Annotated in this window: 18 protein-coding genes; 9 read left to right on the top strand and 9 right to left on the bottom strand. The window is 62.3% G+C overall.

Annotated elements, in window-relative coordinates; genetic code table 11:
• Positions 1-11: 11 nt before the first annotated feature.
• From M4J40_RS16375 to M4J40_RS16335, 9 genes are all read right to left on the bottom strand, one after another.
• Complete coding sequence (locus M4J40_RS16375; protein ID WP_251755458.1) at positions 12-1181, bottom strand: aldose 1-epimerase family protein; 1170 nt, start codon at positions 1179-1181, stop codon at positions 12-14.
• 25 nt (positions 1182-1206) lie between these two features.
• A complete protein-coding gene (locus tag M4J40_RS16370) occupies positions 1207-2484 on the bottom strand; it encodes a D-tagatose-bisphosphate aldolase, class II, non-catalytic subunit (RefSeq protein ID WP_251755457.1) in 1278 nt (425 codons plus the stop codon).
• Between the two features lie 4 nt (positions 2485-2488).
• Positions 2489-3436 (bottom strand): sugar kinase, encoded by a 948-nt coding sequence (locus M4J40_RS16365; RefSeq protein ID WP_251755456.1) that lies wholly within the window; start codon positions 3434-3436, stop codon positions 2489-2491.
• Positions 3436-4407 carry an ABC transporter permease gene (locus tag M4J40_RS16360; RefSeq protein WP_251755455.1) on the bottom strand — a complete coding sequence of 324 codons (972 nt, stop codon included), beginning with the start codon at positions 4405-4407 and terminating at the stop codon, positions 3436-3438. The genes M4J40_RS16365 and M4J40_RS16360 overlap by 1 nt, the downstream gene beginning before the upstream one ends.
• Positions 4404-5918, bottom strand: coding sequence for a sugar ABC transporter ATP-binding protein (locus tag M4J40_RS16355; RefSeq protein WP_251755454.1), 1515 nt, complete (start codon positions 5916-5918; stop codon positions 4404-4406). Before M4J40_RS16355 ends, M4J40_RS16360 begins: the two co-directional genes overlap by 4 nt.
• A 109-nt stretch (positions 5919-6027) precedes the next feature.
• A complete protein-coding gene (locus M4J40_RS16350; protein ID WP_251755453.1) occupies positions 6028-6918 on the bottom strand; it encodes a substrate-binding domain-containing protein in 891 nt (296 codons plus the stop codon).
• Positions 6919-7344: 426 nt separating this feature from the next.
• The gene (locus M4J40_RS16345) at positions 7345-8304 is read right to left on the bottom strand and encodes a sugar-binding transcriptional regulator (protein WP_251755452.1); all 960 of its coding nucleotides are present in this window, start codon (positions 8302-8304) and stop codon (positions 7345-7347) included.
• Between the two features lie 192 nt (positions 8305-8496).
• Positions 8497-9531: a galactitol-1-phosphate 5-dehydrogenase gene (locus M4J40_RS16340; RefSeq protein WP_251755624.1), complete on the bottom strand. Its 1035-nt coding sequence runs from the start codon at positions 9529-9531 to the stop codon at positions 8497-8499.
• Entirely contained in the window at positions 9531-11024 is a 1494-nt protein-coding gene (locus M4J40_RS16335) for an FGGY-family carbohydrate kinase (protein ID WP_251755451.1), read from the bottom strand. The genes M4J40_RS16340 and M4J40_RS16335 overlap by 1 nt, the downstream gene beginning before the upstream one ends.
• Before the next feature lie 599 nt (positions 11025-11623).
• Between M4J40_RS16335 and M4J40_RS16330 the strand changes: the two genes are divergently transcribed.
• From M4J40_RS16330 to chrA, 9 genes are all read left to right on the top strand, one after another.
• Positions 11624-12586, top strand: a complete 963-nt coding sequence (locus M4J40_RS16330) for a substrate-binding domain-containing protein (protein WP_251755450.1) — start codon at positions 11624-11626, stop codon at positions 12584-12586.
• A 177-nt stretch (positions 12587-12763) separates the two neighbouring features.
• Positions 12764-13777, top strand: a complete 1014-nt coding sequence (locus M4J40_RS16325; RefSeq protein WP_251755449.1) for an alcohol dehydrogenase catalytic domain-containing protein — start codon at positions 12764-12766, stop codon at positions 13775-13777.
• A 61-nt stretch (positions 13778-13838) separates the two neighbouring features.
• Complete coding sequence (gene gatZ, locus M4J40_RS16320) at positions 13839-15101, top strand: tagatose-bisphosphate aldolase subunit GatZ (RefSeq protein WP_251755448.1); 1263 nt, start codon at positions 13839-13841, stop codon at positions 15099-15101.
• A gap of 122 nt (positions 15102-15223) precedes the next feature.
• Positions 15224-16729: a sugar ABC transporter ATP-binding protein gene (locus M4J40_RS16315; protein WP_251755447.1), complete on the top strand. Its 1506-nt coding sequence runs from the start codon at positions 15224-15226 to the stop codon at positions 16727-16729.
• A gap of 17 nt (positions 16730-16746) precedes the next feature.
• Positions 16747-17694, top strand: a complete 948-nt coding sequence (locus tag M4J40_RS16310; protein ID WP_251755446.1) for an ABC transporter permease — start codon at positions 16747-16749, stop codon at positions 17692-17694.
• Between the two features lie 367 nt (positions 17695-18061).
• Entirely contained in the window at positions 18062-19168 is a 1107-nt protein-coding gene (locus M4J40_RS16305) for a PspA/IM30 family protein (RefSeq protein WP_251755445.1), read from the top strand.
• Entirely contained in the window at positions 19168-19818 is a 651-nt protein-coding gene (locus M4J40_RS16300; RefSeq protein WP_251755444.1) for an OB-fold-containig protein, read from the top strand. The genes M4J40_RS16305 and M4J40_RS16300 overlap by 1 nt, the downstream gene beginning before the upstream one ends.
• A 2-nt stretch (positions 19819-19820) precedes the next feature.
• On the top strand, positions 19821-21515 hold the full coding sequence (locus M4J40_RS16295) for a flotillin domain-containing protein (RefSeq protein ID WP_257235230.1): 1695 nt from the start codon (positions 19821-19823) through the stop codon (positions 21513-21515).
• Between the two features lie 305 nt (positions 21516-21820).
• Positions 21821-23038 (top strand): chromate efflux transporter, encoded by a 1218-nt coding sequence (chrA, locus tag M4J40_RS16290; protein WP_251755443.1) that lies wholly within the window; start codon positions 21821-21823, stop codon positions 23036-23038.
• Positions 23039-23126: the final 88 nt, after the last annotated feature.

Below are 23126 nucleotides of genomic sequence, written 5' to 3'. Positions count from 1 at the left end.
CGGTCTTGTTGTTAGGCTTTTGTCTGGCTGCGCAGGATGGGTTCCTTGTGCACGGTCACGCCAACGCCGGCCTTGAGCTTGTCGATGCGGGCGGCGCAGGCTGCGACGGCGGGCGTCCCGGTCAGAAGATCGAAGCGAAGGCGGAAACGGGCTTCCGCGCCCGGCTCCAGCGTCTTGAGCCGACCGGCAGCCCGCTCAACCGGCAGTGGATACGGGTAGTTGGAGCCTGGCTCAAGCCCGGTCACATATCCCTGCCTGTCGGTGTCGGTGTTCTTCCAGAGCGTGAAGGCCGGCATTTCCTCGACATGGTAGGTAACCGAGAAGCCCAGCGTTTCCGTGGCATTGATCAGCGCCACCTCGGTGCGGCCGTCGGCGCCGGCCGCGAGCTCGCAGGCATAGAGCATTTCGTCGAAATCGCGCGTTGGGCCACGGTAGCGGTCCCAACTCGCGAGGTCGGGCTTGGCGGCATCGTTAAACGGGGTAACGTGTGCAAAGGGTCCGATGACGCGGGCGCCTTCCTCCAGCACCGGACGCCCGACGTTGGTGTGGTAGATCACCTCGTAGGAATGGGCGTAGTCGGCGCGGTTGACGAGACGGTCGTCGAGCGAGAATCCCGTGTCGCCGGGCACGACGGTCAACTCGGTGAACGTCTCGAACTCGACGTTCTTGAACGCCTTCTCCTTGATGAGGCCGCATAGCGTGATGCGATGCGGCGCCTCACGCGAAATGCGCACCTCGACCTTGGAGGCCGGCGTGTTGCCGGCCCGGCCGTGCAGCGTATAGACCTTGTCGCCGTCGACCATAGGATGGCCGGTCCACTCGTAGCCGCAGCGCACCATCAGCTCGTTGAAGCCTTCCAGCCAACCGAGCCCATTGCGCTCGCCGAGGCGGATGAAGGATGGATGCACGACCTCGTCGACCGGCGACGCCCAGCCGAAATCGACGCCATCAAGGCTCGCCTTCTGGATGCCCATGCCGCGCGTCGGGATGACGGTCACCGCGAGACGTCCGGCGCGAATGGTCAGAAGCGTACTGCCTTCCTGCCGACCGCCATGCAGCGTCCTTTTCACGATCTCGAAAGGCGTGTCGCCCTTGAGTCCGAGCTCGCCGGAGGTAACCGACCAATCGGCGACCTCGAGCCCGCCGGCCGTGTCGGTCAGCGTGAAGATGATGTCATCCATTTGCCTTGCGTCCTGTTTGCCCGCCTCAGAGGCAGGCCTTGAAATAGTCGTCGAGCACGAGATCGACCATGGCGAGCGAGAGGCCATGGGCGGTAGGCTCGACCCGGCCGCGCCGGACACCCTCGTAGACACCCCGAAGATACTGGCTGATCAGCGTTTCGGGAATCGTGGTGTTGCCGAATAAGGCGAGCAGCTCCTCGGCGGCCTTGGCAATCTCCGGCTCCGGCCAGTAGTAGCGCAGGCGGTCGGAGTAGCTGAAGTGCCGCTGAAGGCGCTGCTCGTCGGGCGTGCCGAAGTAATACTTCGCCCAGTTGTCGGGATGGGCGAGCATCACGCGCTCGAAGGTGGCGGCGAGCGTCTCCTTGCGGCGGCCGGCGTAGAGAACCTCGGCGATGTGGTCGAGGCCGTAGAGCGCTTCGCGCAGTGCGAAGGTCAGGGCCGGGCCGACCTTCAGGATGGAAAACCCGTTGTCGACGAGTGCCTTCAGCGCCTCCGGCGTCTGGTAGTCGGTGGAATGCGCCTCGAAGACGAAACCCGTCAGTTCGGACAGCGTGGCCGACAGGGAGGCGGCCTTGTCGGTGTCGAAGGCGACGACGTTGTGGTTGCCGAACTCGACGCCTGGCTGCACCACCGCGCCAACGGCGCGGTCGAAGGCGTTCGCGATGCCCGCCTTGGCGAAGGCTTCGCGGTGGACGCGGATCGTCTCGCGGGCCGCTTCGGGCTTGGTGACTTCCAGCTCTTCGATTTCTTCCATGGCGCCGCCGGGGATCGGCACTTCCGTACCGACGATGTAGACCGGCTTGACGGCGGCATCCTTGGTTGCCGCTTCGGCTACGACGGCGAGCGATGCCGCGCGCTCGGCGGTGAGCGCATCGGCCAGCGCCACCGGCTCACCGGCGCAACCCATCGAGGTGTCGAGGTGGAGCTTGGTGAAGCCGGCCTTGGCGAAGGCGTCGATCATCACCTTGGCCTTGTCTATGGCTTCCTTGGCGGGAAGCTTTTTCCAGGGGTTGGGGCCGAGATGGTCCCCACCGAGGATGACGCGATCGAAGGGGAAGCCGACGCGCTTGGCGATCGCTTCCACGAAATCGCGGAAGTCTTGCGGCGTCATGCCGGTGTAGCCGCCATCCTGGTTGACCTGGTTGCAGGTGGCTTCAATCAGGACCGGAAGGTCGAGGTGAGCGGCGTGCCGCATGGCCGCCTCGATCACCACCGGGTGGGCCGAGCAGATCGACGGAATGCCGCGCAAACCCGACGCACGGAAGCGCCATGTGGAAATGTCGCTGAGCGGGTTGGTAGCCATGTTTTCAGCTCCTCTGTTCGGCAATCAACGCATCGAGTTCGGCGCGTGTCGACGCGCCTTCCATCGGGCCGGAGCGGGTAACCGCCTTGGCGCCGGCGGCGTTGGCATAGCGAAGCGCCGTCTCCGGATCGGCTCCGGCCAGCCAGAAGGTGACGAAGGTCGCGCCGAAGCAGTCGCCAGCACCGGTCGGATCGACTTCCGTTACCCGGAAGCCCGGCAGGCTGACCTCGCCGGTCGCGTCGAAATAGCTGGCGCCAGCGGAGCCGCGCTTCAGAACGACCGCCTTGACGCCGCCCTTGAGCAGGTTGGCGACGGCTTCCTTCTCGCTGTCGGCCGGCGAGAACAGGAACAGTTCCTCGCCGCTCGGCAGGAACAGGTCGGTCTCGGCCAGCACGACGGCCAGTGCCTCGCGCATGCCGGGGCTGTTCAGGATCTCGGCGCGCAGATTGGGGTCGAACGACACGGTGCCGCCCTTGGCCTTGATCTTTCGCGTCGCCGTCAGCACCGCCTCGACCACGCTCGGTGCATAGAGCGACGAGCCCATGACATGCATGTGAGTGCAAGTCTCGACGAGGTCGGCGGCGGGGCCCTTCAGCTCGATGCTGCCGCAGGCGCTGTGGCGGATATTGAACACGAAGTTACGGCCGCCGTCCTCGCGGTAACGCACGAAGGCGCTGCCGGTCGTGCCGAGCGGATCGACCTCGATGCCCGAGACGTCGACGCCGTCCCGCTTCAGGCGGTCAAGGTTGACGTGGCCGAAGTCGTCTTCACCAACCCGCGAGATGATCGCGGCCGCCTGTCCCAGCTTGCCGACCTGGTCGATGAAGATGGCGGGCGCACCCGAGGGGAAGGGGCCGATCAGCTTGACCGGCTCGCGAAAGCCGTCGCCGCGTTCGGTCGCGACGATTTCCACCAGCACTTCGCCGATGGTGAGAACCTTGCTCTGACCCATTATTGCTTGGCCCGCTTGGAGCGAACGTCAAGCCAGACGGCCAGCAGGATGACCAGGCCCTTGACGATCAACTGATAGAAATAGGGAACGGACAGCATGTTCATGCCGTTGTTCATGATGCCGATGATCAGCGCGCCGATGATGGTGCCGATCATGGTGCCGACGCCGCCGGCCAGGCTGGTGCCGCCGAGGACGGCCGCCGCGATGGCGTCCAGCTCGTAGCTGGTGCCGGCGTTGGTCTGCGCCGAGTAGAGGCGTGACGACAGCAGGATGCCGGAGATCGCCGCCATGATGCCGGAGATCATGAAGATGGTGATCTTCACCCGGTCGACCTTGATGCCCGAATAGACCGCCGCTTCGCGGTTGCCGCCGGTGAGGTAGGCCCGGCGACCGAAGGTCGTCTTCGACAGGAGCACGTGGTTGAAGACGAACAGCACCACGACGATCCAGATGATGATCGGCAGGCCGACGAAGCTTTCCGCGCCGATGGCGATCCAGGTGGGATCTTCGATCATGGCTGGCGCACCGTTGGTCGGCAGGCTGACGAGACCTCGGAAGATGCCCATCGTCGCCACCGTCACGATGAACGATGGCAACCCGAGCTTGGCGGTGAGCACACCGTTGACAAGACCCATCGCCGCACCGGCGAGCAGCGTCAGCACGAGCGTCGGCATGAAGCCGAAACCGGCCAGGAAGGCCTGCGCGGCGGCCATGCCGGCGACGGCGATGATCGAGCCGATGGAGAGGTCGATCTCGCCAAGCAGTATGACCCAGGTCATGCCGAAGGCGGCAATGGCGATCACCGCGATCTGCTGTAGCACGTTCATGAAGTTGGCGACCGTCATGAAGCGCGGGTTCATCACCGAAAAGATGATGCAGAGCACCACAAGGGAGGCGAGTATGCCGCCATACTGACGGAGCATCTTGGCATAGGGATTCTGGGCGAAGCTTGTGTGTTTCTCATCGCTCATGACGTGATACCTGTCGCGTGGGCCATGACCGTTTCGGGCGTCGCGCCGCCGGACAGCGTGGCGCTGAGCCGGCCTTCGTGCATGACGACGAGCCGATCGCTCATCCCGAGGACTTCAGGCAGCTCGGAGGAGACCAGCAGGATCGCCGTACCCTCGGCCGCCAGCTGGCGGATGATCTTGTAGATTTCGAACTTGGCGCCGACGTCGACGCCGCGCGTCGGTTCGTCGAGGATCAGGATGCGCGGCTGGGTCAGGAGCCACTTGGCAAGGACCGCCTTCTGCTGGTTGCCGCCCGAGAGCGAGCCGACTGGCGTGTCGACGGATGCCGTCTTGATGGTCAGGCGGTCCACTTCGTCCGTTGCCGCGTTGCGCTCCTGACGTTTGCGCATGAAACCGAGCGCCGCCGCGAAGCGACCGAGCGCCGCCATCGAGATGTTCCACTCGACGCTATGGGCGAGGACAAGGCCCTCTTCCTTGCGGTTCTCGGTCACGAAGGCGATCCGGCGCTCGATGGCGTCAACCGGTGACGAGATGGTCGCCGGTTCGCCGTCGATGCGGATGCTGCCGGTGGCCGACTTCATGCCGAACAGCGCGTTCATCATCTCCGAACGACCGGAGCCGATCAGGCCGAAAAAGCCGAGGATCTCGCCCTTGCGCACTTCGAAGGAAACATCCTCGAACTCGCCGGACCGGCTGAACCCCTCGACGGAGAGGATCGGCGCCTCGCTCGTTGCCGGCGCGGCGGTGAGGCGCGGCGGGTAGATCTCGTTCATCTGCCGTCCGACCATCATGGCGATCAGTTCGTCGATGGAGACGTCCTCGCGCTGCCGGGTGGCGATGAACTCGCCGTCACGGATGACGGTGATATCGTCCGAGAGCCGCATGATTTCTTCCATGCGGTGCGAGATGTAGATGACGGCGACGCCCTTGGCCTTGAGGCGGTCGATGATCGAGAACAGGATTTCCGTCTCGGCATCGGTGAGAGAAGAGGTCGGTTCGTCGAGAATGACGAGGTGCGGATTGGGGATCGACAGCCCCTTGGCGATCTCGACGAGCTGGCGCTGCGCCATGGAGAGATTGCCGACCTTCTCGGTGACGTCGATCGGCAGGCCGAGGTCGCGGACGATCTCGGCGGCGCGGCGTTCGAGGGCCTGATCGTTGATGAAGCCGTAGACCGAGGGCTCGCGGGTTGCGAGAATGTTCTCGGACACCGTCATGTTGTTGCAGAGGCTGAGCTCCTGAAACACGATGGTGAGGCCGCGGGCCGCCGCCTGCTGCGGGTTTTCCGGCTTGTAGGGGCTGCCGCAGAACTCCACCTCGCCGGTCGTGGCGTGATAGACGCCGGCCAGGATCTTCATCAGCGTCGATTTGCCGGCGCCATTTTCGCCGAGCAGCGTGTGAACGCGGCCGGCGCGCACCGTGAGGTGCATGTTCTTGAGCGCGGCGACCGGGCCGAATAGTTTGGATACGTTATTGATCTTGAGAATGACGTCGCTGGTCGCGGCCGACATGCCCGCCTCCTTTCCGACGCGAGTACCCTCGGCGCGACTGACGCCGGATTGGCCGTGGAGAAAAGGCGCGGGACCGCCCAGAGACTGCCCCGCGCTCCTTCAGCTTATATCACTTGCCAGTGTAGACGCCCGGCTCGATCGGCTGCTCGGCAGGCACTTCCTTGCCGGCGATGACGTCGATGGCCGTGTCGACGGCCTGCTTGCCCATCTCGCCCGGGAACTGCTGGATGACGCCGACCATGACCGGGTTGGTGTCGACAGCGTTGCGGGCTTCTTCCATGCCGTCGAAGCCGATCACCTTGACCTGGTTCTCGAGACCGGCCGACTTCACCGCCACGGCGGCGGCCAGCGCGGCGTCGTCGCCGAAGCCGAAGATGCCCTGGATGTCGGGATTGGCCTGCAGCATGTTCTGGGCGGCGGCCAGCGCCTCGGCGCGGGTGATGCCGGTCTGCTGGGCGACGATCTCGATGTCCTTGTGCTCGCCGATGGCCTTCTTGAAGCCGTCGATGCGGTTCACCACCGACTGCACGGTCGGATAGTCGATGATCGCAACCTTGCCCTTGTCGCCGAGTTCCTTGGCCATCAGCTCACCGGCCTTGACGCCACCGGCGTAGTTGTCGGTGCCGATGTAGGACGTGACGTCGACGCCACTGGCGGGCACGTCGACGGTGATCACCTTGATGCCGGCCTTCTGAGCCTTCTCGATCACGGCCTTGACGCCCTTGCTGTCGACCGGCGACAGCACGATGACGTCGACGCCCTTGACGATGAAGTCCTCAACGTCGGCCAGCTGCTTGTTGAGGTCCTGGTTGGCGATCGCCACCTCGAGATTGACGTCCTTGGCGGTCGCCTCGGCCTTCATGGCGTCGGCAAGCTCGATGTAGAACGGATGCTGCTGAGTGAGCAGCGAAGCGCCGATGCCATCGGCCATGGCCGAGGTGGCGAGGAAGGCGAAGGCGGAGCCGGCGAGAGCCAGGCGAGCAAGCGAACGAATGGTCATCTTGTTCCTCCCACATGGCCGCCGCTCCGATCCATCCTCGGGATAGGGAGACATGTCGGCCTCTGTTGAACTGTAGGGCCAGCGAGTTCCGCATGGCGGGACTCTGCCCGTTGGGGTCGTGACCGACCCTTTGGCGAAAGCGTCCCAACGAAGGCCTCCCTCCGTTTTGACTGGGGGAGCACATCACGGAATGTTGTCGCATGTCAACATAGAAATTTTACGCGCGTAATAATTTTGGGCGCCGCAGGAAATGTTTGCGACGCTGAAAAGGGGCGTGCTTCGACGCGCGGCCAAAGTAGCCGAGGGGAGGGGGATTTGTGTTGGGTAGGCATGGTCCTGCCGATCTCTGTCGACAGCATGAGGGGCGCGGGTCAAGCCACCGCCGCAGGGATGGGGCGCTCGGACGACGTCGACCGGCGCCAGTCTTTACCCCACCAGAAGTGCGCCCGCGGTTGCCTGATCGGTAATGAGGCCGCTCAACAGTCGACCTCGCAGCGCGCCTCGAATTGCTTGAACCTTGTTGCTGCCGCTACCGGCTGCAACGGTCGGCAACTGCTGCATGAGCGACATGGGGATGCCGGCAACCCGATCGTTGGTGCATCCCTCCAGAACCTGGCCGGCGGCGTTGAAGGCCCACCCCGCGATCTCCCCGACAGCCCCCCGATCCGCCAGTTCGACAACCTCTGCTTCGGTCAGGAAGCCATCTCGCTGAAGCGGACAATTCCAGGCAATCTCGCAAACACCGACGAAACAGGCGCAGGCCTTTTCGGCGAGAGACAGGATGGTCTGGTATGACCTCTGGCTCTGCAATAGCTCACGTTCTTCGATGGTCGAGGTAACGACGGGCGTAGGCATCGGAAAGCATTGCGCGTTTGCCTTGTCCGCCAAACGCGACACGACTTCGTAGTGGCTCGCCCGTCCGTCGCGAGACATTGCCCCGATGAGGGAGATTATCTTGTGGTCCGGCTGGTTCATGGTCGGCACTTCGTTGACGGCCGCAAGCAACGTTCTGCCGGTCGATAGGCCGATCACGGTCGGCTCCGGAGCCGATAGCGCGTTCTCGATATACTCCGCAAGGGCCACAGCGAGGCCCCCGGACTGGACAAGAGCCGCATCCGCGGTCGGCACCACCGTGCAGGTTTGCAGTTCAAAGCGCTCTCGGATGCGCTCTTCCAGCTCGACGCAATCGGCAATCGGATGATCGAGCCGGAACTTGATTAGCTTTTCGGATACCGCGATCGACACGAGGCGTTGGGCCGTTTGGCGAGAGACGCCGAGCTTCGTGGCAACCTCGTCCTGCGTATTTCCGGCGATATAGTAGAGCCAGGCCGCCCGAGCCGCTTGATCCAGTCTTCGTTCCTGCAACTCCTTGGGGGGCAGCACCATTCGGGCAGTCCATTCTTCTCTGGCGTCGCATGACCCGAGATGGTCACGGAAGAGGGATGCGCCGAGCACTAAGCACTTGCCGAACGTCGGCCTTGTAGGAGGTACCCGCCGCAACCCGTGAGTTTATCGAGACTTAATATCGTACGCGATCAAGCCTCTCAAGCGCCTGAGGGCTCAATGGCCTTTGTGCCATTACCGCGTTGTGTCGAGCATGATCTTGCCCTGGACGGATTTCGAGAGGAGTAGCTCGGGCACTGTTCCTGCCTGGGATAAAGGCAAGACCCTGTCGATCAGCCCATCCAGTCTAATTCGGTTGTTCCCCAACGCCTCAGCGCCAAAGGTCCATTCCCATCCCGGAAAAGGCGCCGAGTAGTTCATCCAGGAGCCTTGAATGGTGAGCTCCTTGCGGTTGATCTCCTCGAACTCGGCGGGCTGGAGCGTCAGCGGGACGTGCGGGGTGCCGACATACATGACCCGCCCCTTTCCTGCGGCGATTCTGAGAGCCATGATCTCGGCTGCGGGAACTCCCGCCGTTTCGAACACGATCTCGTAGCCTCCGGCTGCGATCGCCTCGCCTACGGCCGCTTCGTCGCGTGAGTCGACGACCGTATCGGCGCCGTAGCTCTTGGCCAGATCGAGTTTGGCGGGGTCGACGTCAAAGGCGCAAATCGGACCGGCGCCCAGCAGTTTCGCCGATTGCATCAGCAGCATTCCGATGGTTCCGAGGCCGACGACGGCGGTCGTTCGTCCGGGACGGAAGTCCATGATGTTGATCGCGTGGAGTCCGACGGTCAGCGGCTCCATGAAGGCGCCCGCGAGCAAGTCGATGGAGTCATCGAGGAGGACGGCGTTGAGGCGGGGCATGACGACATACTCGGCAAAACCGCCCGGTTGCCGTGAACCGATGAAGCTGTAGCCCTTTCCGAGCGCAAAGTTGCCGCGCTGCGACTGGGGGTGCTCGAAAATCGGCACTAGGGGCGCGCATGCCACTTTTCTGCCGATCAGGCCCGCTTCGACACCCTCGCCAACGTCCACGATCGTTCCCGAGAACTCATGCCCAAGGATGAGAGGATAAAAGTGCGCACCGTTATGTATGAGGCGAGGGACATCCGAGCCGCAAACGCCGCTATAGGCGACGTGGACAAGGAGCTCGCCATGACCAATTTCGGGAACTGCCACTTCCTCGACCCGAAGATCGGCGTTTCCATGGAGAACAGCAGCCTTCATCATTCCACCCCATACTTCCGTCTTATTTCATCAAGTTGTGCCAGCACGCTGCGATTGCTTTCGTATGCAGCGTCAAAAAGCGCGAAGAGGTCGTCGTAGTAGTCGCGAGAGCCAGGATCGGGCTCGTGGGAGCAATCGACTGGCAAAAGGGAAAAAGCTTCATCGGGGGAACGGAACGTTCCGATGCCGAGACCCGTCAGGATCGCCAAGCCAAGGTTGCCCACCTCGGTCTGGCGCGACGGCGTCAGACTCATCCCCGTGGCATCGGCAAAAATCCCGGTCCAGAATGGGTTGTGGGTAATTCCACCCGTCAGCGCCGCGGAGGATGGGCGCTTTTCTCTCAGTTTCTGGAAAACATGGCGGGCTCCGAGCGCCGTGCTCTCCATGAACATGCGCGCAAGGTGCCGGCGGTCGGTGCCGGGGGTGACGCCAAGCAAAACGCCGGATAGCGCTTCGTTCCAGAGTGGCGCGCGCTGGCCGGTCATGTAGGGGAGGAACACGAGGGGGTGCTGCCCCCGCTCCACGTTCTCGGCCTCCGCGCAGAGCGTCTCGAAACTGCTCTCGCCAAGGAGGTTCCGAAACCAAAGAAGTCCCGCGCTGCCGTAGTCAACGCTGCCGTTGACGAGCCACTTTCCTTCGATCCCCGCGTGATACGTCAGGCCGTGACCATCGAGTGGGGGAGTGTCGACGAGGACGCCGACATTTGTGGCTGTTCCCGCTGCGATATAGGCATCCCCGTCATTGCGAAGGCCCAGGCCGATCGTTGCCGCGACGTTGTCCATTGCGCCGGCGATCACTGGAGTTCCTGCGGCAAGTCCAAAACGTTGGGCCGCCGCCGCCGTGACACGGCCAACTACATCCTTGCAGTCGGCGATCTCCGGCAGCTTTTGACGATCGATCCCCGACGCCTCGATGAGTTCGTCCGAGTAAGCTCCCGTGCGGACATCGCAAAGCTGGGAGAGGGCCGCCTCCGAGCGGTTCATGACGAAGACGCCGGTCAGCTGGCGGACCAGGAAGGAACTGCAGTGGAGCAGTGAAGCGCAGGCATCGTAAACGTCCCGCCGCTGATCCCGCAGCCACATGGCTTTCGAACCGAAGTTCGAAGGGTCGGAGCGGTTTCCCGAAATGCTCAGGAGCGCATTTCCATACTGACGGTTGACGAGGTCACTTTGCTCTTGTGCTCGGCGATCAAGCCAGATCAGCCCGTTGGAGAGCGCGTTTCCTTCCCGATCGACAGGAAGCATGAGACTTGACATGCCATCGACGCCGATCCCGCTGATGGCTTCCGGGTGGAGATGGGTCTGGGAAAGGATGCCGGCGACGGCCCGCGTCAGGGCGTGGCTCCAGTGATCCGGGTCCTGCTCTGCCCAGCCGATCTTGGGGTAGCTCGTCGGGTATTCTTGCTTCGATTGCGCGACAACGCTGAGTTCGGCGTCGAACAGAACAGCCTTCAGGCTCGACGTGCCGATGTCGATTGTCAGTATGAAACTCAAGCGAACCTCCTCCTGGTATCGCCATCGATCGTCAAGGAGTGTGCCTGCGTGCATGATCTGCCGCGCTCACTCCCGTCCTCATCCTCAGGAAGACACTAACAATTCGTCTCGATCTTGGCAATTGCCAATCTACAGGGCGAATGCCAATTGAATGAGATGTGCCGTTGTTCGGAGATGTGTTTGCAAATGAAACGCAAAATCAGGCAATTCTGACATAGAGTTTGCGGAATTGTATGATCTAGCGGCAATCTGTGATTTAGTTATGCATATTTATACATCTATAAATAGAATTTAACTGGGGCATTAGCTCAGCCTATTGACATTTGCTCTGATATAATGCTCAGTGCGTGGGTAGTTGCCCGGCGGTTGAGGTGGTACCTCTGGGCAGCAGGAGGAGCCAAGCCATGAACTATAAGTCCGTGGTTCGAGGAGATGTATAAATAAATCTCTGAGTTTATCCGTGGACGAATGAATAGACTTATGCGTGCATGGGGCTGATTCAGCTTTGTGCGCTGGCTCTGTGGTGTTCGTTTTACTGCCAACATGGCTTTGCCTTCTGGCCAGGAGAGGATTGGCCAGAGGTTGCTTAGGAGGAAACAATGAACTTCAAGCGTATCGCTCTGGCGGCGGTTGCCGCCGCGGCCCTATGTGTCACCGGGGCTGCCTCGGCAAAGGAACTCAAGGTCGGTTTCTCCAACCGCACGCTGAATGGTCCCTACTTCAGCGCCTTGACCGAGCACATCAAGACCATGGGGGAGGCCGAAGGCTGGACCATGATCACCACTGACGCTCGTGCCGATCTCAACAAGCAGATCGCCGACGTCGAGGACATGCTCGCCCGGGATCTCGACTACCTTATTCTCAATCCCCAGGATCCGGCCGCAGGTCTGCGCATCGTCAAGCAGGCCAATGCCAAGAAAGTGCCGGTGATCATCATCGACAGCGATCTGGCCCTCGGCGCCGACGTCATCACCCGCATCGCGCCGGACAACGCCCGCAACAACCAGCTTATCGGCGAGTATGCTGCGTCGCAGTTTGGTGACACTCCAATGAAGGTGGCGCTGATCTCCGGCAACCAGGGCAACCTCGTTGGTCAGACCCGTTCGATGAACTTCTTCCGGGGTGTCATCGATGGACAGCTGCGCGCGGCGGCGAAGACCAACTTCACGATCGTCAGCCAGGTCTGGGGTGGCTGGGACCAGCAGGGCGGCCTGAAGGCCATGGAAGATGTGATGGCCGCGCATCCGGACACCAATGCCGTCTACACCGAGAACGACGACATGGCGCTCGGGGCCGTGCACGCCCTCAAGGCTGCCGGAAAGCTCGCCGACGTCAAGGTCTACAGCTACGACGGCAACAAGAACGCCTACAAGGCCATCATCGACGGTGAAATGCAGGCCACCGGCGAGAATAATCCGAAAATCATGGCCGAGATGGCCATCGATACCATCAAGAAATACGACGCCGGCGAACGCCAGTTCACCGATTATTCGCTCTGCCCGGTGCTGGCCGTAACCAAGGAAAACGCCGAGAAAGTCTACGACCCGAACTCTCTGTTCTGAGCCGACGACTTATCAGTTCCTCCCCCAGGAAGAACGGAGGCGGCGTGTCGCCGCCTCCGACCCATAGAGACTCAATCCCTGGTCCCGTCCGATGTCACGAGCTCGGACCCGATCCGGCAGCAATCGTGGCTGGCGAAGTCGGAAGAGTGCGCCTCGATTGTCTTCTGGAGAGCATCAATGCAGTCCCTGATGAAATCCCTGATCATTTCCGAGCCCGGCAAGATGGCGATCGCCGAGGTGCCGCGTCCCGAACCCAAGGCCGATGAAGTTCTGATCCAGGTCCGGGCCAGCGGCATCTGCGGTACCGACGTCCACATCTATAATGGAGGCTTCACCGCTTCCTACCCGGTGGTTCCGGGGCACGAGTTTGCTGGCGAGGTCTTGGCCGTGGGGCCAGAATGCCGCCGCATTTCCGTTGGCGCTCGTGTTGCGGTCGAGCCGAACGTTCCCTGTAACAACTGTCCGGAGTGCCTAAGGGGCGAACACCATTTTTGTCGCAACATGATCGTGCCGGGCGTCAATCGGTCCGGCGGCATGGCCGAGTATGTTGTCGTCAACGAAAGGGGGGTGTTCGATATTGGCAATCTCTCCTTCGTGGAAGGCGCCTTGGTCGAACCGCTGTCCTGCGTGGTGCACGCAACGGAAAGGTTGGGCGTTGGCTGGGCAGAGCACGTGCTCATCTTGGGCGCGGGCCCGATCGGCCTCCTTATGGGGCGGCTGATCAAGGCGCGCGGCGCCGCTCGCATCGACTATCTGGAACGAAGCCCCGGGCGTCTTGCGCGTGCCGCCGCAATGGGACTTGGCGAAGTCTACTCCAACTCCGGTGACATCGCCGATAAGGTCTATGACGCTGTTGCCGATGCGTCCGGCAGTTCGGTGCTCGTGTCCGAGGCAGCCAATCGGTTGACCCGTCCGCGCGGTCGGGTGCTGGTTTTCGGCGTGCCTCACAAGTCGGGACAGATTGCTCTCGATCATTTCCGCGTCTATCGCGACGAGATCTCTGTCATCGCCTCTTTCACCTCGCTGAAGAACAGCATTCAGGCGATCGACCTTATGAAGAGCAAGACTATCGATGTGAGCGACATCGTCTCTCATCAGATCAAGCTTTCCGAGTGTCCCGATTACATCCTGCGCATGCAGGCCGGCGATGGTGATCTCCGGAAGGTTACGGTCACGGATTTCACCAACTGACATGCGAGGCGGGCCCCATCAGGTGGCCCGACTTCGCCGGTCACGACTTAACGAGGATACGATGAGAGACATTCTAGCGCGGCACGCAGCCGGTGAACCCGTTGGTATTTGTTCGGTTTGCTCGGCGCATCCCTTGGTGATCCGCGCGGCCCTCCTCTACGATCTCCACACCGATCGGGTCGTGCTGATCGAGGCGACGTCAAACCAGGTCAATCAGTTCGGTGGCTATACGGGCATGACGGCCGCGGGATTCCGGGATTTCGTCTGGGGCATTGCCGACGAGGTCGGCTTCCCGCGCGAGCGGCTGTGCCTTGGTGGAGATCACCTCGGCCCCAATACCTGGCGCAACAAGAAGCCCGCCGAAGCGATGGAGCTGTCGAAGCGTCTTCTCGCCGATTATGTGGCTGCCGGATTCCAGAAGATTCATCTCGACGCCTCAATGGCCGTCGCTGGCGAGACCGACCCCATTGATCCAGTGCTCGCTGCCGAGCGCGCCGCCGATCTTTGCGCTGCCGCCGAAGCGGCGCGGTCTCAGGGAATTGAGCCGCTCTACATCATTGGGACCGAGGTTCCTGTGCCTGGCGGTGAGGCCAATGGTCTTTCCGGCATTCAGGTGACCCGGACCGCCGATGTCGACTCGACGATCGAGACGCATCGCCGCGCCTTCGCCGCCCGAGGCCTGGAAGCGGCTTTCGAGCGGGTCGTCGGCGTCGTCGTGCAGCCGGGGGTCGACTTCGACAATGCCGGTATTATCGCTTACGCCCCGGAGAAGGCGACCGGTCTTTCTCGCTTCATCGAAAGCCGAAAAGGGCTCGTCTATGAGGCTCACTCCACCGACTTCCAGCCGCGCGAGCGGCTGCGCGAGCTGGTTCGCGACCATTTTGCGATCTTGAAGGTGGGCCCGGCACTTACCTACGCCTTGCGCGAAGGGCTGTTTGCCCTGGCGTCGATCGAAGACGAAATGGTTCCCACGGAACGCCGCTCCCATCTCCGGAGTGTCATTGATCGCGTGATGCTCGACGAGCCGGGCTACTGGCAGAAGTACTATCCGGGCACATTCTCCGAGCAGTCCCTGCTGCGCATCTACAGCCAGTCCGATCGCATCCGCTACTATTGGCCTCATGCGGCCGTGAGTGCCGCCGTCGATCGGCTCTTCGCCAATCTCTCGTCCGACAAGCTGCCGGTCGGTCTTGTCCGGCAGTACGCCGGGCTTGAGCGGGCTCGCCTCGGCGATGGGGACGTGACGGCTAGGTCCATTGTCCTGGACAAGATTTGGCAGGTGCTCGACGACTACCGGTTCGGCTGTTACGGGCAGTTGAACTGAGGCTTTCTCGCAGACCCGACCGGCGTCGATTTGTGGAGGCAAATAGGCGCCGGCGCGGGGGCGGAATCGCTCGCGAACCAGGCGAGGCGAGCGCCGCCAAAAGAACGGGCTGAGGAGGATATATGTCCGACTACGCAATTCGCATCGAGGGCGTCGGCAAGACTTTCGGGGGCGTACATGCTCTGCGAGACGTTGCCTTGCGCGTCCGTGCCGGCACCATCCATGCGCTGGTTGGGGAGAACGGCGCCGGCAAGTCGACGCTGATGAATATTCTCGCCGGCATCCTGCGCCGCGACAAGGGAACGATCGAGGTCTTCGGCGACCCCGCCGACTTCGCAAGTCCGGTGGAAAGCCAGAAGCGTGGCATTGCGATCATCCATCAGGAGCTAGCTCTCGCTCCCGATCTGTCGGTGGCCGAGAACATGTTCCTCGGCGATCTCGGCAATGGATCGATGTTCGTCGATTGGAAGACGATGAACCGGAAGGCCGGCTCGGCACTCTCCGCGTTCGGCTTCAATATTTCGCCCACGACGATGTGTGGCGACTTGTCGGTTGCCTACCAGCAGATTGTCGAGATCACCAAGGCGCTGGTCATCCAGGACTGTCGTGTCCTGATCCTCGATGAGCCGACGGCGGTGCTGGCCGACCCGGAAACGGACGTCCTGTTCGATAATCTACGCAAGCTCAAAGAGAGCGGCATCACGATCATCTACATCTCGCACCGCCTTGAGGAGATCTTCCGCATCGCCGACGCCATCACCGTTTTCAAGGACGGGCGGACCGTGGCCGATCTGGACCCCCGGTCCTGTACGGAAGAAGACATCATTACCAATATGGTCGGTCGCAGGCTGGAGGCGCTCTTCCCTCCCAAGCCGGAGCGTGACCCGGATGGAGACGTCCTTCTCAAGGTCGACAACCTCACGCGAAGCGGTGTGCTGGACAATGTCTCGCTGAATCTGCGGGTCGGAGAAATCGTAGGGCTCTCGGGCCTGATCGGATCCGGTCGGTCGGAGGTCGTTCGGGCTATCTTCGGTATCGACCCGATTGATGCCGGGACAATCGAGGTGTCGGGCAAACGTCAGGTTATTCGCAAGCCGTCGGATGCCATGCGGGTCGGCATCGGCCTGGTGCCGGAGGATCGCAAACGGCAGGGCGGCATCCTGCCGATGAGCATTCGCGAAAACATGACCATGACCAACCTCGAAGCCATCAGTCGCTTTGGCATCACCAACGCGCGGGCCGAGCGACGCATCGCCCAGGCTTCGCAAGACCGCGTCAAGATCAAGCTGGGAGCTCTGAATGATGCTCTGTCTTCGCTGTCCGGCGGCAACCAGCAGAAGGTCATCGTCGCCAAATGGCTGAACACCGACTGCAAGATCCTCATTCTTGACGAACCGACACGTGGTGTCGATGTCGGCGCAAAGGCCGAGATCTACTCGATCATTGCCGCGCTGGCGGCCGATGGCGTTGGAATTCTTGTGATCTCGTCGGAGCTGGTCGAAATCATCGGGCTTTGTCACCGAACCTACGTGATGAGCGAAGGAGTGATCGCCGGCGAGCTCAAGGGGGGTGAGATGACGGAGGAAGCAATCATGCGGCTCGCCATTCCCAAGCGCCGTGTCCACTGAGAGTTTTGGGGGAAACAATGTCTGCCAATAAGCTGTTTCGCCTGGTCATCAACCAGTCGACCATCGTTGTGTTCGTGTTGATGCTGGTCGCGGCCGGCTTTCTTTCTGATCGCTTCTTCTCGCCCGATAACATCACCAACATCCTGCGACAGAGCGTGCCTCTCGGCATCGTGTCGCTCGGCTTGCTGTACGTCATTCTCACCGGCGGCATTGACTTGTCGGTGGGGTCGGTCATGGCGCTGGTGTCGGTTGTCGTCGCGCTGACGATCCCTGGCTTCGGCGTGGCTGGCGCGGTTGCGATATCTCTGGTCGTCGGCGTCGCATGTGGCTTGGTGAGTGGCTCGTTGGTTGCCAACTTCGGTATCGCGCCGTTTATCGCGACACTGGCAACCATGACCATCACCCGAGGCTTGTCGCTGATTGTCTCGAAAGGTCAGCCGATCTTCATTGACGATCAGGCCTTCATGGACTTTGGCGGCGCCTCGGTTTTCGGTGTCCCCGCCCTGTTTTTCCTGCTGATCGTGGTCACCATCGCCGCCCTGTTCCTCAATCGCAAGACTGTGTTCGGACGTCTGGTGGTTGCCATTGGTTCCAACGAGACCGCGACCAGGTTCTCCGGCATCAACATCACGACCATCAAGCTGGCCGTGTACGCGATATCGGGGTTTACCTGTGCGATCGCCGGTGTCGTCTCGGCGACCCGAACGGGCGTTGGCTCTCCCATTCTGGCCATCGGTTTTGAACTCGATGCGATCGCCGCCGTCGTCGTCGGTGGCGCGAGCCTGGCCGGTGGCCGAGGCACCGTCGTCAACACACTGATCGGTGCCCTGATCCTGTCGATGATCTCGAACCTCATGAACCTGATGGATATTCCCGGTTACCACCAGCAGGTCGTCAAGGGTGTCATCATCGTCTTCGCCGTCTTGCTTGAGAGCGCCAAGCGTCGTGCGACGACGCACCACTAAGGCATCGTCTCCCCGGGAGGAAACGACGGCCGACAAGATGATGCTTGCGAGATGGGCGACTGAAGCTCCGAGCTGGTCGGCAAGATAGAACAAAGCTCTAGAAAAAGCAGTCCGCCGGTCCCGTTCCATCGGGGCCGGCGGCTTTGTCTCGGCTGCCGTGACCGTCACCCGATGCAGGTGGTCGTTTCGTGATCGAGGACGTGAACATGTGCCCGCCGAGCGCGATGTGGGGCGGTTAGTCGACTTCGGCGGCGCCACGGATGGCGATCTCCCGCTCGCGCGTCTCGTATGGACTGCATTCAACCTTTGGTCGAAAAGGATCCCTGCGACCTTGAAAGCACCAAAGCAGTGACTTAATCTATGATGCATGATCGACAAGCCACAATTTGCGATGGTTCTCACGCTGTCGCCGTCGACGGAAAGCCTTGAAGCGCTCCATGAAACGCTCGATGGTTATCGTCGGGCGATGGAAATTCTCGACGGGACCAAGGGTGCAAATCTGGTTGCGCTTCATGAGGAAGCCTACGAGGAAATCCGCGCAAAGACCGGGCTGCCGGCTCGCATGGTCACCTTGGCTTTGCGCGACCGGAGCAGGCGCTCGCCTGAGGCTCCCGTCGACGACATCCCCCTCGACGGCAAGCTGTTTTCGCTGAAAGGCCCCGACAGCCTGAGCGTCGCCACCATCGGCGGGCGGGTCACCGTTCCCTACTCCGTGGATGGCTATCGCAATGGCTGGAGCGATTTCGCCGAGGCTCGTCTCTGTTTCGACGGGTCTCTGATCACTATCCGCGTCGGCGTTCAGACCGGCTCCCAGTTCCAGAAAGAGGTCACGATGTCCAACGAAGGTATTCTGGCCCGCCTCGGGCGTGTCATCGCCGGGGTGGTCAACAACGCGGTCGACGTGGCGGAGGGGTCCAACGCGATCGCCGTCGCCCAGCAGGCCCTGCGAGAGATCGACAAGATCACGGACGAAGCGCGCGCCGTGCTGAGCGTCGCGATGGCCTCGGGCCATCGTCTGAAGGCCAAGGCCGAGGATCTGGATGCCGAGATCCGCGATCTTGACGAAAAGATCAAGACCGGCCTTGCCAAGGGGCGCGAGGATCTCGCGCGTGTGGCGACGGGTGTGCAGATCGACCTCGAAGCGCAACGCAACGCCATTGAGAAGGCGATTGCCGAGAATGCGAGCGAGATTGCCGAAGCCGAAGCCACGTTGCGCAGCATTGCCTCGGCCCGTGCCGATGCGAAGAAGCGTCTCGAGGATGCCGAGCGCGCCGAGCGGAAGGTGACGCCCGCGGCGACGCCCTCTCAGCGAAACGACCAGCGCCTTGCCGCCGCGCTCGCGGCGGTGGAGAGGGTGACGGGCGTTCCCGCGAAGCCCGTCCATGGCGCGGCGGAAGTCGAGGAGTTGGGCAAGATGCAGCGTGAGGACGCCATCGAGGCGCGTCTCAAGGTGTTCCGCGAAGGTCAACGCTGATGGAAACATTCATCCAGCCCGGCACGGAGCTCTTCTGGGTGGCGCTTCTGGTTGTGGCCGGTCTTGGGCTTGTCGAGCTCGTGTCCCTGCTTCTCGGCGTCTCAGCCTCCGGGCTGCTGGATGATGGCCTCGGTTATCACGGTCTCGGCGATCACGACGTTGGGCTGCTTGGCGCCTGGATGTCCTGGCTCAATGCGGGCGGGGTGCCGATCCTTGTTCTGGCTGTCCTCCTGATCTCGGCCTTCGCCGTGTTCGGGTTCGCCCTTCAGGCGGTCGCCGGGAGCGTATTCGCGCCTCTACCCAGTTTGGCGGCCGGTCCGATCGCTCTGGCCCTGGCTGTTCCGTCCACGCGATGGCTCAGTCGCGGCTTGGCGAAGATCATGCCGCGCGACGAGACCTCCGCCGTCAGCCAGACCGGGTTTGTCGGTCTGGTCGGTACGGTCACGATCGGGCCGCTCGATCAGGGACAGCCGGGTGTCGTACGCGTGAAGGATAGTTACGACAACATACACACCCTGCGGGCGCAGGCCGCGCCGGGATACGTCATCGAGACCGGAGAGCTCGTCATTATAGCGGATGGCTCGGATGGTCTCTTTCAAGCCATTCCCGCGCCAAAGGAATTCAGCGACGTGGACATTAAGAGGGGCTGACTATGGGATTCATTTCTCTCGGCATAATCGCCAGCATCATCGTCATGGCGGTTGCCGTGATCGGCATAATCATATCGTCGCTCTACATTCGGGCGACGCGGGACAAGGCCTATGTTCGTACCGGTTTTGGTGGCAAGAAGGTTGTGCTTGATGGCGGTTCCATCATTCTCCCGGTCTTCCACTCCTATTCCTGGGTTTCGCTCAGCACGCTGCGTCTTGAGGTGAAGCGCGCCGAAAACGAGTCGATGATCACCAAGGACCGCATGCGGGCTGACATAACCGCCGAGTTCTATGTCCGCGTGAAGCCGGATTTCGAGAACATCGCGCTTGCCGCCCAGACCCTGGGCGATCGTACCAACGATGCCGATGCTCTGAAGGCACTGGTCGAAGCCAAGTTTGTCGACGGCCTGCGTTCCGTGGCGGCGACGATGACCTTGCGCGATCTGCAGGAGCAGCGCGCCGAGTTCGTGAAGTCGGTGCAGGCGGCTGTCGCCCACGACCTTCAGTCGAACGGCCTCGAGCTGGAATCGGTCTCGCTGACGCGGCTCGATCAGACCGATATCAAGCACTTCAATCCGAACAACAGCTTCGATGCCGAGGGCCTCACCGCTCTCACCAAGATCACCGAGGAGCGCAAGCGCGAACGCAACCAGATCGTCCGCGACAACGAGGTCGAGATCGCGACCAAGGACCGGGAGGCGGTGCTGAGGCGGCTGACGATCGAGCGCGAGCAGCGCGATGCCGAGTTGATGCAGGAACGCGACATCGCCAACAAGACCGCCGAGACGCGAGCCGAGGCCGCCAAGGCCGAACAACTGGCGCGCCTTGCCGAAGAGACGGCACGCCTGGATTCCGAGCGGGGTATCGCCGAGCGTGACGCCGAGGCGCGCCAAGCCCGCGAGTCCGCGCGCATCATCGCCGAACGAGGTATCGCGGAGCGCGAAGCGGAGGCGCGCAAGGTGACCGAGACGGCGCGCATCGAGGCCGCCATCGCGGTTGCCCAGAAGACCGAGGAAGAACAAGCCGCGCGCGCCAAGGCCGATGAGGCCAAGGCGGCCGCTATCACGGCCGAGGAGCAGGTGGCGACCGCGCGCGAAGTCGAGATTGCCGAGCGCGCCAAGCGGATCGCGGTGATCGCAGCCCGCCAGGAAGCCGAGCAGGCGGCGACGGCCATCACGGTCAAGGCGGAGGCCGAGCGTGAGGCTGCCGAGAACCTCGCCGCTGCGCTGAAAATTCAGGCCAATGCCGAGGCGGAAGCGGCCAAGGTGCGCGCTGCGGGCGTCATCGAACTCGGCGAGGCCGAGGCCCGGGCCGAGAGGGCCAAGAACGAAGCGCGCAACGCGCTTGCCGCCAGCATCATCGACTTCGAACTGGCGAAGGCCCGCGTCGAGATCGTGCCGCAGGCCCTTGCCGAAGCCATGAAGCCGATCGAGAAGATCTCCGATATCCGGATATTCAGCACCGGCGGTCTTCCCGGGTCTCTTGCCGGAAAGTCGGGGGAGCAGGGAGGAAACTCGATGAACGACCTGGCCGGTCAGCTGCTGAGCTTCACGGCGCAAAAGCCGATCCTGGACGAAATCCTGGCTCAGGCCGGCTTCAAGGGAGCAGACCCCACGCAGGCTCTCCTCGCCGCTTCCCTTGAAGCATCTGTTGAAAGGGCCGTGAAGCCGGAGGTCGACAAGAACCCGAGGTCCTGACCCTGGAAACGGCTAGCAGTGGGGAACTTCAATCTCCCAGCTACCCGGTAGGGAACAAGGAATAGCCATATGAAAGACTGGCGGTTGCCTGGGCAACTGCCAGTTTTCTGCTGTCTTGCCGCGATCAGCGCGAACCGACGCTGATCGCCGTATTCTTGTTCGTCACTTTTGCGGACGCGCTCATCAACGAGCGGAACGCACGCAAAGCCTCCCCGCTCGGGGAGCCTCTCCGAGGTCGAGCTCCGTCATGAACTTGTCATCTCCCGTCACCATGACACTATGCCGAAATGAGGGGGCACAGGGCGATGACGGAGCAAGTTGCCGGTTCTGATGGAGGCGCGCCGCGCGGGACGCCCTCGGAAGTCTTCTTCGCCTTTCTCAAGCTGGGCCTCACCTCCTTCGGCGGCCCCATCGCCCATCTGGGTTACTTCCGGGAAGAACTGGTGGTTCGTCGGCGCTGGCTCGACGATCACGCCTATGCCGATCTCGTGGCGCTGTGTCAGTTTCTGCCCGGACCGGCCTCCAGTCAGGTTGGTTTCGCCCTTGGTCTGATGCGGGCTGGCTGGCTTGGGGCGCTCTCCGCGTTTCTTGCCTTTACCTTCCCATCCGCGTTGATCTTGACGGTATTCGCGCTGGCGGCGCCTGCCCTGGGTGGCGTGTGGGGCGATGGCGCCCTGCACGGTCTCAAGATCGTCGCGGTCGCCATCGTGGCCCAGGCAGTCTGGGGCATGGCAAGAAACCTCTGCCCCGACCGCGAACGCGCGACGATCGCCATGGCCGCGGTGGTCTTGATGGCTTTCGCGCCGGGCAGCGTCGGCATGTTGGCGGCGATCGGTCTGGGTGCGGTGGCTGGTCTGGTTCTGGGGGGCGGGCAGACCGGACCTGTCGCCGGCCACCTTGCCGTACCGGCGTCGAAATGGACGGCCACCGGCGCCATGGTGATCTTTGTCGTTCTGTTGGTCTGCTTGCCACTGTTGGCCGGCCAATCCCAGACATTCGCCGTTCTTGACGGCTTCTACCGGGCGGGCGCGCTGGTCTTCGGCGGCGGCCATGTCGTTCTGCCGCTTCTCGATGCCGAAGTCGTGCAAAGCGGGTGGGTGACCCCGAATGCCTTTCTCGCGGGCTATGGTGCCGCGCAAGCCGTTCCGGGACCGCTTTTTACGTTCGCCGCCTATCTCGGCGCGGTCTTGGGCCCTGAGCCGCACGGTATTCTGGGCGCGGCTTTGGCCTTGCTGGCACTTTTTCTTCCAGGGTTTCTGGTGCTCGTCGGCGTTCTGCCGTTCTGGGATCAGTTTCGCAGCAAATCTGTCGCTCGATCGCTGATGCGAGGAGCCAATGCCGCCGTCGTCGGCATCCTGGGCGCTGCTCTGTACGCGCCCGTCTTCACGGGCGCCATCTTCGACCTGCGAGACTTCGCCTTGGCATCCGCCGGCTTTGTTGCCCTCGTGGTGTGGAAGGCGCCGCCGTGGGTGGTCGTCCTCTTGTCCGGCGTGGGCGGCGTAGGGCTGGCTCTGCTCGATTGAGCGACTGTCTTGTCGGTCAAGCTTTTAGTTCGTGCCATGGTTGATTGTCCCGGATGAGGGCGTTGAGGATGGTGACGAGCTTTCTGGC

This window comes from Pleomorphomonas sp. JP5, assembly GCF_023721815.1.
Taxonomy (GTDB): Bacteria; Pseudomonadota; Alphaproteobacteria; order Rhizobiales; family Pleomorphomonadaceae; genus Pleomorphomonas.
The sequence above is the reverse complement of the archived record's forward strand: the minus strand, read 5'-3'. Positions and strand labels throughout refer to the sequence as shown.

What these genes read in the sequence shown, in the direction of transcription:
- M4J40_RS16375 (WP_251755458.1), bottom strand. Translation starts at nt 1,181, where the DNA reads ATGGATGACATCATCTTCACGCTGACCGACACGGCCGGCGGGCTCGAG.
- M4J40_RS16370 (WP_251755457.1), bottom strand. Translation starts at nt 2,484, where the DNA reads ATGGCTACCAACCCGCTCAGCGACATTTCCACATGGCGCTTCCGTGCG.
- M4J40_RS16365 (WP_251755456.1), bottom strand. Translation starts at nt 3,436, where the DNA reads ATGGGTCAGAGCAAGGTTCTCACCATCGGCGAAGTGCTGGTGGAAATC.
- M4J40_RS16360 (WP_251755455.1), bottom strand. Translation starts at nt 4,407, where the DNA reads ATGAGCGATGAGAAACACACAAGCTTCGCCCAGAATCCCTATGCCAAG.
- M4J40_RS16355 (WP_251755454.1), bottom strand. Translation starts at nt 5,918, where the DNA reads ATGTCGGCCGCGACCAGCGACGTCATTCTCAAGATCAATAACGTATCC.
- M4J40_RS16350 (WP_251755453.1), bottom strand. Translation starts at nt 6,918, where the DNA reads ATGACCATTCGTTCGCTTGCTCGCCTGGCTCTCGCCGGCTCCGCCTTC.
- M4J40_RS16345 (WP_251755452.1), bottom strand. Translation starts at nt 8,304, where the DNA reads ATGGTGCTGCCCCCCAAGGAGTTGCAGGAACGAAGACTGGATCAAGCG.
- M4J40_RS16340 (WP_251755624.1), bottom strand. Translation starts at nt 9,531, where the DNA reads ATGAAGGCTGCTGTTCTCCATGGAAACGCCGATCTTCGGGTCGAGGAA.
- M4J40_RS16330 (WP_251755450.1), top strand. Translation starts at nt 11,624, where the DNA reads ATGAACTTCAAGCGTATCGCTCTGGCGGCGGTTGCCGCCGCGGCCCTA.
- M4J40_RS16325 (WP_251755449.1), top strand. Translation starts at nt 12,764, where the DNA reads ATGCAGTCCCTGATGAAATCCCTGATCATTTCCGAGCCCGGCAAGATG.
- gatZ (WP_251755448.1), top strand. Translation starts at nt 13,839, where the DNA reads ATGAGAGACATTCTAGCGCGGCACGCAGCCGGTGAACCCGTTGGTATT.
- M4J40_RS16315 (WP_251755447.1), top strand. Translation starts at nt 15,224, where the DNA reads ATGTCCGACTACGCAATTCGCATCGAGGGCGTCGGCAAGACTTTCGGG.
- M4J40_RS16310 (WP_251755446.1), top strand. Translation starts at nt 16,747, where the DNA reads ATGTCTGCCAATAAGCTGTTTCGCCTGGTCATCAACCAGTCGACCATC.
- M4J40_RS16305 (WP_251755445.1), top strand. Translation starts at nt 18,062, where the DNA reads ATGATCGACAAGCCACAATTTGCGATGGTTCTCACGCTGTCGCCGTCG.
- M4J40_RS16300 (WP_251755444.1), top strand. Translation starts at nt 19,168, where the DNA reads ATGGAAACATTCATCCAGCCCGGCACGGAGCTCTTCTGGGTGGCGCTT.
- M4J40_RS16295 (WP_257235230.1), top strand. Translation starts at nt 19,821, where the DNA reads ATGGGATTCATTTCTCTCGGCATAATCGCCAGCATCATCGTCATGGCG.
- chrA (WP_251755443.1), top strand. Translation starts at nt 21,821, where the DNA reads ATGACGGAGCAAGTTGCCGGTTCTGATGGAGGCGCGCCGCGCGGGACG.